At 43.1% G+C, this 15607-nt stretch carries 17 protein-coding genes; 6 read left to right on the top strand and 11 right to left on the bottom strand.

Annotated elements, in window-relative coordinates; translation table 11 throughout:
- Positions 1–12: 12 nt before the first annotated feature.
- Together V7D18_RS16995 and V7D18_RS16990 are read right to left on the bottom strand one after the other, a co-directional pair.
- Complete coding sequence (locus V7D18_RS16995) at positions 13–717, bottom strand: amino acid ABC transporter permease (RefSeq protein ID WP_426155864.1); 705 nt, start codon at positions 715–717, stop codon at positions 13–15.
- A gap of 29 nt (positions 718–746) precedes the next feature.
- Complete coding sequence (locus tag V7D18_RS16990) at positions 747–1577, bottom strand: transporter substrate-binding domain-containing protein (RefSeq protein WP_426155862.1); 831 nt, start codon at positions 1575–1577, stop codon at positions 747–749.
- A gap of 336 nt (positions 1578–1913) precedes the next feature.
- On the opposite strand from V7D18_RS16990, the gene V7D18_RS16985 reads away from it, so the two are divergent.
- From V7D18_RS16985 to V7D18_RS16970, 4 genes are all read left to right on the top strand, one after another.
- Entirely contained in the window at positions 1914–2600 is a 687-nt protein-coding gene (locus tag V7D18_RS16985) for a helix-turn-helix transcriptional regulator (protein ID WP_426155860.1), read from the top strand.
- A 79-nt stretch (positions 2601–2679) separates the two neighbouring features.
- The gene (locus tag V7D18_RS16980) at positions 2680–3897 is read left to right on the top strand and encodes a DUF401 family protein (protein ID WP_426155926.1); all 1218 of its coding nucleotides are present in this window, start codon (positions 2680–2682) and stop codon (positions 3895–3897) included.
- Between the two features lie 61 nt (positions 3898–3958).
- A complete protein-coding gene (locus V7D18_RS16975; protein WP_426155859.1) occupies positions 3959–4186 on the top strand; it encodes a hypothetical protein in 228 nt (75 codons plus the stop codon).
- 115 nt (positions 4187–4301) lie between these two features.
- Positions 4302–5312, top strand: coding sequence for a hypothetical protein (locus V7D18_RS16970; RefSeq protein WP_426155857.1), 1011 nt, complete (start codon positions 4302–4304; stop codon positions 5310–5312).
- A 47-nt stretch (positions 5313–5359) separates the two neighbouring features.
- On the opposite strand, the gene V7D18_RS16965 is transcribed toward V7D18_RS16970, so the two are convergent.
- Both V7D18_RS16965 and V7D18_RS16960 read right to left on the bottom strand, forming a co-directional pair.
- The gene (locus tag V7D18_RS16965; RefSeq protein ID WP_426155856.1) at positions 5360–5818 is read right to left on the bottom strand and encodes a GyrI-like domain-containing protein; all 459 of its coding nucleotides are present in this window, start codon (positions 5816–5818) and stop codon (positions 5360–5362) included.
- Positions 5819–5886: 68 nt separating this feature from the next.
- On the bottom strand, positions 5887–7065 hold the full coding sequence (locus V7D18_RS16960) for an MFS transporter (RefSeq protein WP_426155854.1): 1179 nt from the start codon (positions 7063–7065) through the stop codon (positions 5887–5889).
- 116 nt (positions 7066–7181) lie between these two features.
- Here V7D18_RS16960 and V7D18_RS16955 point away from each other — a divergent pair, with 116 nt between their 5' ends.
- Positions 7182–8087: a helix-turn-helix domain-containing protein gene (locus V7D18_RS16955; protein WP_426155852.1), complete on the top strand. Its 906-nt coding sequence runs from the start codon at positions 7182–7184 to the stop codon at positions 8085–8087.
- A gap of 28 nt (positions 8088–8115) precedes the next feature.
- Here the strand turns inward: V7D18_RS16955 and V7D18_RS16950 are convergent, their stop codons facing one another.
- From V7D18_RS16950 to V7D18_RS16930, 5 genes are all read right to left on the bottom strand, one after another.
- On the bottom strand, positions 8116–8769 hold the full coding sequence (locus V7D18_RS16950) for an ABC-2 transporter permease (protein WP_426155851.1): 654 nt from the start codon (positions 8767–8769) through the stop codon (positions 8116–8118).
- Positions 8766–9614: an ABC transporter ATP-binding protein gene (locus V7D18_RS16945; protein WP_426155924.1), complete on the bottom strand. Its 849-nt coding sequence runs from the start codon at positions 9612–9614 to the stop codon at positions 8766–8768. Before V7D18_RS16945 ends, V7D18_RS16950 begins: the two co-directional genes overlap by 4 nt.
- Positions 9615–9619: 5 nt before the next feature.
- On the bottom strand, positions 9620–9991 hold the full coding sequence (locus V7D18_RS16940; RefSeq protein ID WP_426155849.1) for a GntR family transcriptional regulator: 372 nt from the start codon (positions 9989–9991) through the stop codon (positions 9620–9622).
- 154 nt (positions 9992–10145) lie between these two features.
- The gene (locus V7D18_RS16935) at positions 10146–11822 is read right to left on the bottom strand and encodes a methyl-accepting chemotaxis protein (RefSeq protein ID WP_426155847.1); all 1677 of its coding nucleotides are present in this window, start codon (positions 11820–11822) and stop codon (positions 10146–10148) included.
- 139 nt (positions 11823–11961) lie between these two features.
- Positions 11962–12855: a tocopherol cyclase family protein gene (locus V7D18_RS16930; protein WP_426155845.1), complete on the bottom strand. Its 894-nt coding sequence runs from the start codon at positions 12853–12855 to the stop codon at positions 11962–11964.
- Between the two features lie 214 nt (positions 12856–13069).
- Here V7D18_RS16930 and V7D18_RS16925 point away from each other — a divergent pair, with 214 nt between their 5' ends.
- On the top strand, positions 13070–13594 hold the full coding sequence (locus tag V7D18_RS16925; RefSeq protein ID WP_426155844.1) for an ECF transporter S component: 525 nt from the start codon (positions 13070–13072) through the stop codon (positions 13592–13594).
- Here V7D18_RS16925 and V7D18_RS16920 read toward each other — a convergent pair.
- Both V7D18_RS16920 and V7D18_RS16915 read right to left on the bottom strand, forming a co-directional pair.
- Positions 13591–14547 carry an L-lactate dehydrogenase gene (locus V7D18_RS16920; protein ID WP_426155842.1) on the bottom strand — a complete coding sequence of 319 codons (957 nt, stop codon included), beginning with the start codon at positions 14545–14547 and terminating at the stop codon, positions 13591–13593. The genes V7D18_RS16925 and V7D18_RS16920 overlap by 4 nt on opposite strands.
- A gap of 100 nt (positions 14548–14647) precedes the next feature.
- The gene (locus V7D18_RS16915; protein ID WP_426155841.1) at positions 14648–15481 is read right to left on the bottom strand and encodes a methyl-accepting chemotaxis protein; all 834 of its coding nucleotides are present in this window, start codon (positions 15479–15481) and stop codon (positions 14648–14650) included.
- Positions 15482–15607: the final 126 nt, after the last annotated feature.

Raw genomic sequence — 15607 nt, 5'->3', positions numbered from 1 at the left:
TTCCTCTTTTCTTTAACTTGTTGCCTTCTTCCGGCCCTTTGTGTAGATTTTCTCTGTGAATTTGCTGCAATACTCCAGGAGAATGCAGGCTGCCCAGAAGATAATTCCGGTTGCAATATAAACTTCCAGGCGGTTTGCCCCATAGCTGGCAGAGCTGATGGCTCTTGCTTTTCCCATTAAATCAATGACACCGATTGCAAATGCCAGTGAGGTATCCTTAAACAGCATGATGATGTTATTACCCAGAGCAGGGATTGCAATGCCAAACGCCTGGGGGAAAATGATCCGGCGAAACGCTGTAAATTCCTTCATTCCCACACTGTAGGCCGCCTCCCTCTGCCCCTTATCCACTGCCAGATAAGAGGCTCTCATCATCTCCGCCATATTGGCGGAGCTGCTGAGGGAAAGACATGCCACAATAAATACGGTCTTGCTGACTCCCGATAAATCAATTCCAACGCTCTGGGCCAGCTGGGGAAGTCCCAGATAAATTAAAAAGATTAAAACCAGCGTGGGAATTCCTCTCATAAATGCGATATAGCCGTTCGCAATCGCTTTTGGCCACTTTCTTTTTCCGATCCCTGCTGCAGTTACCAGCGCACCCAGTGCCAGGCTGATCAAAAGCGATATCAGGAGAATCTCCATGGTAACAGGAAAAGCCCTTAATACATTGGGAATATAGCCCGGAATTGTAGCCGGTTTGAATGTGTTCTCCAAATTCTTTTCCCTCCATTCCTGTGTTCCTTTTATTTTGCTGTTATGCTGACCATATCCGCATAGTTTGAAAATACATCCTGACCAAGATATTCGGTTGCAATCTTTGATAAGGTTCCGTCCTTTACCATATCCTTTAATGCTCCGTCAATGGCAGTATTTAAATCATCTTTTCCTTTTGCACACATGATGTAGGTATCCTCTACCATAACCACATCGGTAAGGGACAGATTATCCAGCTTTAATTCCTTTTGCACACTGTCATAAGTGGACTGATAGGTAAGGCTTGCATCTACCTGTCCATTGGAAACCTGCTTAAAACCGTCTGCTGTTGACAAGTCACTGACTGCATTGATTTTCAGTTCTTTTCCCGGATTTTTCTCGTTATAAGCCATCAGCATGGAATACTCGTAGCTGGTCGGTGACTGGTTGATGGATTTTCCAGCCATATCAGCCAGAGACTGAATCCCGCTGTCCTTTTTCACACATAAGGACATGGGGGAGAGGCAGTAATACTGTTCCGGAAATAAATATTTTTCTTTTCTTGCATCGCTTTTTACAAGCTGGTGGGACAGCACATCCAACGCACCCGAGTCAATGGAAACAATAAGTGTATTAAAATCCATTGACTGAATATCAAATTCATATTTGTCAAGACGTTTATCAATTTCTTTTAATACTGCCACGTCATACCCTACCGGTTCCCCCTTATCATCGAGAGAGCAATAAGGCGGCATGGCATTACCGGTACCCACCTTCACTTTCGTCACTCCGGACCCCTGGGTTTTTTGGCATGCGGTCATAGACACCGCCAGTGTAAGAACCATAACCGAACAAACTGCATTTTTCATAATCTTCTTCATTTTTTTCTCCTCCTGCATCTGTTTTCATCGATTAAAACGACAAAAAAGGCGCCTGCTATTATGCAAACGCCTTTGTCTACCACCTGTTCCGCTTCCTGACGGCTGGGGAACTGTTAGGCAAAGTATATTCCATCATTTTGCCTTTGTCAATATTTTTTTATCAGGATAATAATGTTTTATTATTTTCACAAAAGCCGGTTGTCATTTTCTCACTTTCAATACATTTTTCACAAATCTTCAAGATTGACAGATAATTCAAGGACAAGGATTTACATATCAGGCGTTTTCGGTATATAATAATCTAAAATTTATCAGACCAAAAGGGGGCCATACACTATGAGCGATATCATGAAGCACTACGAAGTGCTGACTAATTTTCTGGGAAATGTATTAAGTGACAATTATGAAATTGCACTTCTTGATTTAAGAGAAGGGAAACGCTGCATCACAGCCATTGCCAACGGGCAGAACAGCGGCAGAACCGTCGGAGCTCCATTAACGGATCTGGCTCTTAAAATCATAAGAGAGGGAATCTGGAAAAAGGAGCCTTACCTGCTCAATTACAGCGGGCTGACCAAAGACAAGAAGCCTTTGATTTCCTCAACCCTTTTTATCAAAGAGGGACAGGAGCTCTTAGGCATGCTCTGCCTCAATGTAGACACACAGATTTACCAGGAGCTGTGCCAGTCTATCTTAAAGCTTGGCGGATTGTCTAAAGAAGAATCTTCTTCCAGTAAGATGATAGATCTTCCTGTAGAGCATACGGAAACATTTACAAATGATATCGGTGATATGATCGCCAGTGCCATGCCTGATTACATCACGGAAAACAGAATTCCTGCAGACCGTCTCACCCAGGATGAGAAGATCTCCATCGTAAAACAGCTGAATGAAAAAGGAGTCTTTATGATCAAAGGTGCAGTCAGTGAAGCCGCTTTAAAACTTAATTGCTCCGATGCCACCATTTACAGGTATTTAAGTAAAATCAGCAAGCAGGAGCCAAAAAAACAGATTGACATTTAAAAAAAATGATGCTAAACTCCCTGATAATATTTTATTGCAATAATAAATTTTTATCACACAACAGGGAGGAAATACAATGATATCACTGGAACTGATCAAACTCTTACTGGTCTTTCTTGTAATTTTAGTGCTGCTCTGGCTGAAAAGACCTTTATGGCAGGCTATCGCCTGCAGCATTCTGCTGTCATTTTTTATCTTTCAGATACCTGCTTTTCGTATCTGTTCCATTCTTTGGCGCGCTGTATTTTCCAGGAGCACCGGGACTATTTTATTAAGCTTTTACACCATTACGTTCTTACAGCGCATGCTGGAGAAACGAAATCTCTTAATGACAGCCGAATCCTCGTTAAATCACCTGTTTCACAACAGGCGGATCACCACCATACTGGCTCCCATTTTCATCGGTCTGCTGCCTTCTGCAGGAGCTGTCTACATCTGCGGATCTATCGTGGATTCCTCCTGCGGGGATTATTTAAGCAAAGAGGATAAAACCTTTGTCACCAGCTATTACCGCCATATTCCGGAGAGTTTTCTTCCCACATATTCGTCAATCCTGATTGCTCTGGGTCTGGCAGGTGTTGAGACAGGGGACTTTCTTCTCTCCATGCTCCCGGCTGTGGGCATCCTGATTTTTCTGGGTTATATTTTTTATCTTAGAAAAATCCCGAGAGAGATCACAAATGACGAGGGAATGTCAAAAAAAGCAGCTTTCGGACAGCTTTCAAACAGTCTGTGGACCATTGCTGCAGCCATCATTCTCATCATTGCATTTCATCTTGAAGTATACATAGCAACTCCCCTGGTAATCGCTGCGGCTTTCTTCTTTTACCGCTTTTCCATATCTGAAATCAAGCCGTTTTTTCTCTCTGCACTGGAGCCTAAAATCATTGTTAATACGCTTTTAATCATGATTTTCAAAGAGGTCCTCACTTATACCGACGTAATTTCACAGCTTCCTGATCTTTTCAGCGCCCTGCCCATACCGACTTACCTTGCCTTTGCACTGATCTTCTTTTTCGGTTCCATTATAGGCGGATCAACGGCAATTATTGTACTTTGTCTTCCTCTGGCCTTTGCAGCCATTCCAAACGGAGGAGCTGCGCTGATGATGCTTTTAATGTCCTCTTCCTATTGCGCCATGCAGGTATCTCCCACCCATGTGTGTCTTGCTCTGGTAACCGAATATTTCCATACAGGAATGGGGGATTTGTTAAAACGGACGCTTCCTGTAATCCTGATTTTCTTTTTTCTGGTTCTCCTTTATTACCGGGTGCTGACTGCTCTGATCCTGATTTGACTCCCCGCTTAATTTGTGCTAGGATATGCCTATCAATCTTGAATCAGAAAGGATTTATTATATGAATCTCATGAATCTTATGCAGTTAAAAGAGGCCTGGAATGTGTTCAAAGGCAATCACCCCAAATTTCCCTTATTCTTAAAAGCAGCTTCGGAGAGTGCCTTAAAAGAAGGATCCATGATAGAAATCCATGTCACATCTCCGGAAGGGAAAACACTGACTACCAACATGAAGCTGAAAGCTTCAGATCTTGAGCTTATGGAACAGCTGAAAGCCTCCTTAAAATAACTCATATCCTTTTACTTCCCCGAAAAACGTTGTTGTTACTGGAAAGTTATGGTAAAATACATTCAGGCCATGAAACTTCCACCGTTTCAATGGCAAAACAGGAGGAGTAAAAGGCATGAAAAAACTGATTAAAGTATTTGCTGCTGCCTCACTTCTGTCAATCTCTGTTGCATCTACCGCAATGGCAGGAACCTGGAAACAGGATTCGGAAGGCTGGCGGTGGAAGGAAGACGATCACACCTATGCGGCATCTGCCTGGAAGTGGATCGATTCTGACAAAGACGGAATGGCAGAGTGCTATTATTTTGACGGAGACGGAATCCTGCTTACGGATACGATGACTCCCGATGGTCATACAGTTAACGAAAACGGCGCATGGACAGACGATGGGATCGTACGTTTAAGAGCAGCCAACCCTTCAACTGCTGTTCAGATGAAGAAAAAGGGAGCCCTTCTTTACCAGGATGCAGACCAGAAAAGTTCTTCTTTACCAGGACTGGATGTGAACGCAGATATAACCATGGATTTGTATTACGACTGGCTGCAGATTCCGGTTATTATGAATATGCAGATGAAATACCACGATATCAACACGCCCAATATGGAGTTTTTATCCAGTAGCATCATAAAGACTCTGGGTATGGAAAAAACTGAGAGCTCCTTTTATACCAATGGCTGTTATTACTCCGATTCCGGAGACAGTGAAAAATTTAAAATGAAAATCGGATATGAAGATATGACAAAGCATCTCACTCTGGGCGGCCTTACCGGACAGTTCGGAGCATTTCTGGACAATGTACAGATTGCCCAGGATAAGGAGGGAAACAGTGTACTGTTTTATTCCAGTGAGACAAACGGCCTTGAGCAGTATTTAAACAGATTCTACGACAAGGTATGGCCTTCCCTTACGGATTCGGACTTTAAAATCACCGGTGTAAACGGAAAGGCAGTGATCAGTCCGGACGGATACTTTTCCAAAGAAGAGATCCTGATCTCCATGATTATCACCGAGGATGAAGAATCCATGGGACTTGATATGAATGTGAACCTGGATTATAAAAATCCGGGACAGGCAGTAACAATCACGTTTCCCTCTACAGACGGGTATGAGGAAATTGTATATTAAAAAGATGAAGGAAGCGGTTCCTATACGAACTGCTTCCTCCATTTTTTTTATTTCTTTAAACCAATATAAATATGCACCCGGATATGACCCTCTTCTATCGTTTCATACTCCTCAAAATCACATACAAAAGATCTGGGCAGATCCATGTTCCACAGCTGCTGCCACACGTTCAAAACTGAATCCTTAACGTCCCCTTCTGCAGTAAATTTCGCATAGGTTCCGGCCGGTATGGTTTTCATTGTAATCCCGTCCGGCTGTCCCTTCTGGCTCTTTACTTCACAGGCAGCGAGCACGCTGTAATCTCCGGTTTCCGTTCCTTCATAATCCGTATAGATCCCCAATGTCTTTCCATTGGCTTTATGTACAACGGTAGAATAAAATCCCATTCCAAAAAACCGCTCCCACAATCCGCTGATTACATTCCCCATATCCGGAGAGTAATTATTCGTTCTTGCTATCAGACCTGCCGCCATTTTTTCTTCTAACTCTACCAGCTGATACTCCATTTAATTTTCCTCTTTTCTTTTTTTGGATAAATTATAACAGAGATAACATGACAGCTGACTGTCTCCATTTAATTTCTCTTCACTGTCAAAAACCTGAAAAGAACAATTACCAGAATAAGAGGAAAGATAATTGCAGAAAATATGCCGATTTTCAAATTGCTGTCAAACAGACCCGAAACAATTCCAACAACCGTAGGTCCCCCAGAACATCCCAGATCACCGGCAAGGGCCAGGAATGCGAACATGGCTGTGCCCCCGCCCCGAATCGAAGCGGCAGCCAGACTAAATGTTCCGGGCCACATGATCCCAACGGAAAAACCACACAATCCACACCCGATCAGTCCAAGAACCGGATAGGGAGAGCAGGTAATTAAAAGATAAGATCCCATACAAAGAATTCCGCTTGCCGTCATAACCTTTTTCAGCTCCCATCTTTCCCCGTACTGCCCATAAACAGCTCTGGATATCCCCATCATCAGGGCAAACAGCATGGGACCTGCCAGATCTCCGATGGTTTTCGTCACACCCAGCCCTTCTTCTGCAAACGCCGAAGCCCACTGGCTGACTGCCTGCTCACTTGCCCCCGCACAAACCATAAGAAGCATGAAGATCCAGAACAGCCTGTTTCGGATCAATGTGCCAAAGGACATTCCTTCCTCTCCTTTTCCAAGAGAAGCAATGGGCACACGGAAAAATAAAACCATGCATACAGCCGGTACAACCGCCCAGAAAAGCGCCAGTATCTTCCAGCTTCCGATGCCAAAGATACGGAAAAACAAGGTAGAAACCAGAACCACTCCCACGTGACCCCAGCAATAGAAAGAGTGCAGCATACTCATGGCTTTTTCTTTATTATCTGTGGGACACGCTTCCACAATGGGACTGACAAGAACCTCTAAAAGGCCTCCGCCGATGGCATAGATCACAACGGCAAACAGTAATCCAACCCAGGAAACAGAAACGATTCCCGGCAGAACCGTTAAAAGAATCAGACCGGCGGCTGCCATGACGTGTGCGGCAACCATGGAAATCCGGTATCCCACCCGGTCAATGAATGCAGCCGATAAAAGATCCACCAGCAGCTGAACACCAAAATTAACTGTGACAAGCAGGGTAATTCTGGATAATGATATCCCATACTCCCATTGAAAATGCAGAAACAAAAGCGGTACAAAATTATTGACAATTGCCTGAACTATGTAGCTTAAAAAGCAGGCATAAATGGTACTTTTATAATTTTCTTTCATGCGTCCGGCCCTCCCGAGTTATTTTATTGTATTATACCGCAGATGGTAATTCAAATCTTGCAATTTACCGCCAGCTTATGATACAATTTAGCCGATCACAAAAAGGAGAACGCTCTATGCAAAGCACAAAAATACTGACCGATGAATCCATGATGGAGCTGGTCTCCCATGGTTTTGCAGACTTTCCGTTTCAATACTATTACGAAGATGTGGGAAAGTTTGACAACCGCTGCATTGACTGGCACTGGCACAGGGAATTTGAACTGGTATCTGTGACCGAGGGAATCGTACATTGCTCCATCGGAAACATCCATTACATACTGGAACCTGGTGACGGTGTTTTTATTAATTCCGGTGCCATGCACCGCTTTTTATCAACCGGAACAGCCATCATACCAAATGTACTCTTTGCTCCGGAATTTATTGCACGGGAAGGAAGCTCCATCTATGAAAAATTCATGGCTCCCTTTTTATTTTCCGGCATATCCCACTTTGTATTAAGGGCCAAAAATCCCTGGCAGAACCATTTACTTACCATTCTGTCAGACCTCTACAGACTGTGCGAGGATCAGACTGCAACCTGGGAGCTCGGGGCACATGCACTGGTGTGCCAGATCTGGTGCGTCCTGTTTGAACACAAAGATGAATTTGCCACGATGGAAAATGCAGGAGTCAACCGCCTCTCCCAGGCACGTTTCAGACGAATGACCCATTTTATTGAACAAAACTATGAAAAGAGACTGACTCTGGAAGATATTGCCCGCTCGGTAGGAGTCAGCAAAAGAGAGGCACTCCGCTGTTTCCAGTGTTCCGTCCCTCTCTCTCCCATTGAATATTTAAATAAATACCGGTTAAATCAAGCCAAAACCCTGCTTCTGCACACAGACCGGTCCATCACCGATATTGCAGAAAGCTCCGGTTTTGAAAGCACCAGTTATTTTGACCGGCTATATAAGCGGGAATATCATATGACTCCCGGCCGGCACAGATTGGCCTTTGGAAATACAGCAGAACCAGGATAAAACAGATTTCACCTGAATCCAGTTCCTGTCAGAATTGCTTTTTCTTCATGATTTTAACAGAAACCAGATAAGATACAAAAACAGCTGCCAGACTGATCAGAAACAGAACAATCATCACCGGTCCTAAAGAAAATGCCGTTACAGATTCAGCCGCAGATGACAAATCCAGTTGGAATGCCTTTGCCGTCTTCACCACAATGAAACCTGCGGCAAAGATGACTCCAATTAATAAGATCAGAACAAGTCTTCCTTTTTCTGCACCGAATTTCAGCTGGACCGGAACCACTGCAGCCAGGAATAAGAATGATATAAAAAGATACAAAAACGCCATAACCACAAGTTCTCCTGCGTCTGCTCTTCCTCTCACCAAATTCATGATCACAGCAAATATGGTCACTGTAATCCAGGCCGAACCTCCTGTTAAAAGGCCAAATATATATTTCTCCGCTGCATATTGATTTCTGGAGATGGGAAGGGTAAATAAAAACGCATATCCATTGTCAAATTCATCGTAACTGATGGAGCTCAGCGTAAACAGGGAAAAAATCAAAGTCACATAATTGATCACAAAAACAGAATCAAAATCTGCCAGGAGCATTCCTGCTGACAAAAAGAAGAAGAGCAGGAAAAAACGCATCTGGTTTTTCAATAAAAGTATATCTTTGATCAGCAGTCCTCTCATAACCGTTCCCCCCGTATCATCATCGTAATCACTTCATCAACACTTCCTTTTTCCATTACAATTTCCGGCTTATTTTCCCGGTAATAACTGATCTTGTCTGTAAGAAGACGGTAGCCGTAAGCTTCCTTTTTCCTGCAGAGTATATAACTTTTATCCAGCTCCAGATACTGTTCCTCTGTTGCTTTTAAAAGACCATAGCTGCCAAGGAGCACATCCGTCTCCTCATGCAGAACAATCATTCCATTATGAATGAGATAAAGATCGTCACAAAGCTGCTCCAAATCCGTTGAAATATGGGAGCTGATCAGGATCGAACGGTCTCCAGGCTCCATATACTCCCGAATGGCATCAAGCAGCTCCTCTCTTGCCAGAACATCCAGCCCTGCCGTAGGCTCATCAAGTATGAGAAGCCTGGCCTCATGAGACATGGCTGTCAAAATCTTCACCTTGGCTTTCATTCCTGCAGACATATCTTTGACTCTCTTATTCAAAGGCAGTCCTGATTCCCTGCACTTTTTTATAAACCGGTCCTGATCAAACGAATGATACAAATTTTTCATAATTCTGGCTATATCCTGAATCGTTAAATATCCGCTGAATCCCGAGTCAGCCAGAACCACTCCCATATCCTGCTTTTCCTTCAGAGACAGCTGATCAAACGGTTTTCCAAATACCGTTACAGCACCCTGGTCTAACGAAATAAGCCCCAGCGCAGATTTAAATACAGTGGTTTTTCCTGCACCATTTGGCCCAATCAGCCCAGTGATATATCCAGGCTGCAGTTCCAAAGAACAATTCAGCGTAAAATCTCCATACGTTTTCTGAATGTTTTCCATTTTTAACAACATCATTAATCCTCCAAAATCAAATAAAACAATTCCGTTAGTTCCTCATCTTTCATTCCACAGCTTCTGCCTTTGCGGATCGCCGATTCCATCTCGACCTCAATCTCTTTTTTCTTTTCCTCCAGCATGAATTCCTGACTGGCGTAAGCGATAAAGCTTCCCTTTCCATGAATTGTAACAATAAAACCTTCCTGTTCCAGAATGTCATAAGATTTTTTAACTGTTAAGGCACTGATACGCAGTTCCTTCGCCAGAGTCCGGACCGATGGCAGGTTGTCTCCCTCTTTTAACGTTCCCTGCATGACTCCGCTTTTGATCTGCTCCGTGATCTGATCATACAGGGGCTGCATGGATGAATTATTTATTATTATTTTCATATCACCCCTCCTTGATAAACAGTATATAACAGTGTATTACTGTTGTCAACTGTTATATACTGTTTATCTAAAATTTTTCAGACAAAAAAAAGAATACACAGGCATGTTGCTCTTCCCGTGTATCCTTTTTATTCTTAGCTGGTGATCAAACTATTTATGCTTTCAGCTGAAACTGGCCGATTAAATCCTTTAAATTTTGTGCCTGCCCTGCAAGTTCTTCGCTGGAAGCGGAATTCTCTTCCGCAGACGCTGCACTTTTATCCACTTCCATGGAGATTTGTCCGATTCCATTTTCAATCATTCTTGCAGAATCCGCCTGATCCTTGGAAGCCTTTGCTATGCTGCGGACCTTATCCATGATCTGACTGCTTTCTTTTGCCACGCCATTTAAATTGCCGGCTGCCCGGTCTGCGATTACAGTTCCCTCTTCCACTGCTTTTAAGGATGCCTCTATTAAGTCAGAGGAATTTTTTGCAGCATCTTTGCTCTGGCTTGCCAGGAGACTGACCTGTCCCGCCACAACAGCAAACCCTTTTCCTGCTTCTCCGGCTCTCGCTGCCTCGATGGAAGCATTTAAGGCCAGAAGATTGGTCTGCATGGCAATATCATCAATGGTCACAATCATCTTACTGATTTCCTCAGAGGTCTTCTTTATGGTACTCATGGCAGAAACCATTTCCTGCATATTCTGATTTTCCGTGGAAATATTCTGGGTAATCCGTTCCATCTCCATCTGGATTTCTTTCGTCAGCTCCGCATTTTCACCGATCTGTTCTGTGATGCGGGTGACTGACTCCGACAATCTTCCGGCAATGCCAGCCTGATTTTCGGCTCCGACTGCCAGATAGCGGGCGGATTCCGATATCTGGCTGGAACCATCGGATACCTGATTGGCTGCTTCATTTATCTCTTCAAAGCTTCTTGATATCTTTTCAGTAAAACAATGCAGGGAAGATTCAATATTTTTAAAATCGCCAATAAATTCACTGGAAAAATCCACATTGAAATTCCCGCCTGCCATCTGCTCCATCGCACAGTCAATTTCCATAATATAACACCGGATCTTTTCCATGGAAACTCTTAAGCCCTGGGCTGCCTGACCGATCTCATCACCGGATTCGTAAGTAATTGCCGTATGTAAATTACCTTTTGCAAACTCACCTGCTGCATTCTGGATCTCTTTTAACGGAACTGCAATTGATTTGGTAAGCCGTCTTCCCATGAGCAGCGCAATGGCGAGAGAGACCAGAGAAAAGAATGCCAGACAAACAGTGGCAAGATTTTCAACTCTCTGGCTGTTTGTATATTTGGCAAGGGCAGCTTCATCTGCCTGGGCGCCGGTCTTATCCAGAGCATCGGCAAGTACCTCTGAAACATCGTTGAATGTAGTCTGGTAATACTCTACCGCGCCTTTTGTATCTCCCTTTTCCAGCATGGACAACAAAGTTGCGGTATCTTTCTGGAAATCAGCAAATGCCAGATCCAGTGCTTCTACCGACTGCTTGTCCTTCAGATTCTCTTTAATGACAGCAATATATTTCACAATTTTTTCGAATCTTCCTTCTATTTCCTTTTTCTGCTCTGCAGTAACAGAAGCATCTTCCTGAATGGCTGCCCAAAGGATTCTTTTATTAATCGTCTGTACATCCTTACGGATCTCCATCTGTTTTTTTGTGGTCTCATACTGAACCTGATAAAATGTTGACATATTATTACCAATGGAACGAAAACTGACCAGCGAAAATACTGAAGAAAGAAAAATAATAAAAACCAGAATTGCAAATACCCGTTTCAGCCTTGTTGAAATACTCAGTTTTCCTGAATTCTTCATCTCTAGTCCCCACTTTCGATTTGTTATTGTATAGTAAATCTAATTCTATTATATCAACCCAACATCCCGATGCCAACTTAATATTCATTCAGAAAAACGGCCGTTATCTTAACAAACTGTAAGATAACAGCCGTTTTTTTTATAAATCGTATTCAAAACTTACGGAAGTGCTGGAAAGATCGAATATCATATTTTCTCCTTTGTACAGCAGAAATCTCCCCCGCAGCAAATGCTCTTCCTTGACAAAACGGCTCATTTCACCCTGGCTGGGCGCTAACAGCTGATGGGAAAACCGTTTCTCATCCTTCCTGTTCTGATTGGAAAGGAACACTTTCAGAATATATGCTCCCTGCTTTATAATCACTGCCGTCTCTCTTTTGCTCACCACTCTGGCTCCTAAATAGGTAGCAAATCTGTATTCTTTTCCCTGATACATGATTACGCTGATGCAGCCCTCAAACCGAAATCCCAGCCATGGAATTTTAGCAACAGAGACCATGACAGAGGCATTTTCAGAAAATGAATTACACTGAAGCCAAAGGTAGCTCTCCGGAAATGATTTTCCTTTATCTCCTTCTATATACCCCATCCCTCCGCCAAAATCCACTACTTTGCCGTTTAGTTTCACCTTGCCGGACAGTCTGTGTGACATGCTGATTATCTCATGTTTGCATTCCATAAAAGGTATGATCTGAAAGGGGCCCATAATGGGATACCGGATTGGGGTAATTGGACCGAAACGGATAATTCCCTTTAATGTTATGTCATCTGTCTTTATGTTAAGTCTTACTCCCCTGCGGGAAAAAATATTATCATCAAGAATAATCCGTTTCTGATTCCAGTCAATAAGAAGATCCTCTTCTTTAAAATCCACCCAGCAGGCCTGCTCATTCCAAATAACCTGTATAAATGGATATATTTTTCCCGTCCCGTCCATACTAAGTCCGGGAATCACAGCCAGAACCGTGTCACCGCTTTGCATTTTAAAGTACCACCCGGCAAAGAATTTGCCCTTGTTTTTTATATCAGCCATTTTTATCATCCTCCAGTCTCCATAATCCCATGATTTAACCTTATGGTTACCAGATATGGGAAAACGTAATCAGGGAATTGGCGGAAAGCTGTTTCTTCCCTCCAAACTGGTATGCATGAATTTGCTTAAATTGGCTATTTAAAAAACTCCAGTTTTTCTATATGATAGATTTCAACAAAACAACTGATATTTTATTTGAAAGGGTGGAATAACTATGAACAGCAAAAAAACGAAAAAATTAGTATTTGGAGCCTTAATGGCAGCACTTACCACTGCAGCTACCATGGTAATACATATACCTACTGCAATGAATGGTTATATTCATCTGGGCGATGGGATGGTTTTGTTAAGCGGTATCCTTCTTGGTCCCGTAACCGGCGCTGTTGCAGGGGGGCTTGGTTCCATGACGGCAGATTTGCTTTCAGGCTACGCATTCTATGCACCAGCTACATTTCTCATTAAAACACTGGCCGCCTTCTTTGCCGGATATTTGTACCACAGACTTTCACGCAGCCTTCTCAAAGCACGTTTTCGGATACTGCCATTTCTGACCGCAGGCATTGTGTGCAGCGGTATTGTAACAGGAGGTTATTTTATATTTGAACTGATTGTATATAATGCAGCCTCTGCCATTATTAATGTGCCTTTCAATCTGGTTCAGAATCTATTCAGCCTGATTGTATCCGGCGCCCTGCTTCCTTTTCTTCTGAGAATTCACGAGATACGAAGCCTGAGTTAATCTTCCGTATGCATTTTCTTCGTATACTCCCGAAGAATTTCCACCGACTGATGAAACTTATCCAGTTCCTCGTCCGTCATATGCATCTCCAGTATATCAGCGGCACCGGTGCGGTTTAAGATTGTGGGCACTCCGGCGAATACATCGGTTTCCCCATATTCCCCTTCCAGCAGGGTTGATACCGGAATAATCCGGTTTTCATCGTAAAGAATTGCTTTGATAATACCGGCACATGCTGTGGCGATTCCATAATAGGTGGTTCCTTTTCTGTTGTAGATCTCCCAGCCCTCCAGAGTTGTCTTTTTCACAATCTCATCTAAGTCAACATCGCCAACCATATCTTTATTATCCTGAATAATGTCATTAAATGATTTGCCTGCCACGGTTACGGTAGACCATGGCACCATCTGGGAATCTCCGTGCTCTCCCATGGAATAGGCATAGACACTTCTGGGATCCACGTTCACAAGCTCTGCGATAAAATTCTGGAGTCTGGAAGTATCTAAGGAACTTCCGGTTCCGATCACCTGATTCTTTGGAAGACCGGACAGCTTATAGACATAATGGGCAATGATATCAACCGGGTTGGATACTACAATGAAAATCCCGTCAAAGCCGCTTGCCATGACTGGATTAACAATGGTTTTCACAATTCTGGCACTGACTTCCAGCGTATCCAGTCTGGTCTGTCCTTTCTGGGGCGGTGCTCCCGCTGTGATTACGATAATATCCACGTCTGAACAGTCGGAATAGTTTGCTTTGCGCACCTTTACATTACGGTCCAGATACTTGATCGTATCCCTTAAATCAAGCACTTCTCCCAATGCTCTTTCCTCGTTGATATCGATCATTAATATTTCATCGCATACTCCCTGTGTTACCAGACTGAATGCTGTGGAGGATCCCACCAGTCCGCATCCGACTACAGCCACTTTTGATTTCCTGATCTTCATGTGTCATTCCCTTTCCTGACGGTTCCTATGATAACTGATAATTAAAACATAAGAATAGAGATAGTGCTCCGCCGGCTCTATCCCCATCTCTTTAGCGGCTCTACAGATGCTCTAAAAGTGATTCCAGCTGCTTTGCCGTTCCGTTTAATTCCTCAATGGAATTAAGTATTTTTTGAAATTCTTCCGTTTCCTTTGTGAAAATCTGATTGGATTCCGTTATACGTGTATTAATCGTAGTAATGGATGCATTGATACTTTTCAGCACACCGTCGATCTGACCGATGGATTCGCTGGTGGAGGCTGACATCTTTCTAATCTCTCCCGCTACTACGGAAAAACCTCTTCCGGCTTCTCCTGCCCTTGCTGCCTCAATGGCTGCGTTCAGTCCCAGTAAGTTGGACTGGGTAGCAACGTCCTTAACAAAATCCAGAATGGAATCTGTATTCTTTGTACTTTCATTGGCTTCTTTTACCTTAAGAGATATCTCACCGTTCATATCCTTTAGCTGTCCAATTCCCCTGCTCACATCATTGGTAGATTCTGCAATCTGGCTTGCACCATCAGTCAGCCTGTTGATCAGTTCAATTAAGCTATTCCTCTTTTCCAGACTTCTTCCCAAAGTCAGGACACCAATCACCTTGTTCTTTTCCGTTATGGGAACTGCATAGGATTTAAAAGGAATACCATACACAGCTGCAGGCACATCTTTTATAATCACTCTGCCGAAATCTAATGCCTCCCTGATTGCACCTCCTGTCGGAACAATGTCGCCGGGATTAACATGGAATCTTAACTTTTTGCCATTCCATACATTAATAAACTTCTCTGCATCGGTTAAAGCAAAGGATACATCATCATCAAATAAATTCATTAAATATGGTATAACAGAATAAAAAGAATCCAGTATTTCATTTCCAGTCACTGAACTGCCCATCTTTCGTAATCCCCCTTTTTTATGAAATCATCCGGTTCTGCCTATTGGAGCACAGGCTGATGATTTCAAACACATATCTTATTTTATTACATTCCCGGATTTCTGTCAATAAAACAGCTTATTCCT

Source organism: Lacrimispora sp. 38-1, assembly GCF_049890855.1.
In the GTDB taxonomy this organism is placed as follows: Bacteria; Bacillota; Clostridia; order Lachnospirales; family Lachnospiraceae; genus Lacrimispora.
Note: the sequence above shows the minus strand (reverse complement) of the source record. Positions and strands in the feature narration are given on the sequence as shown.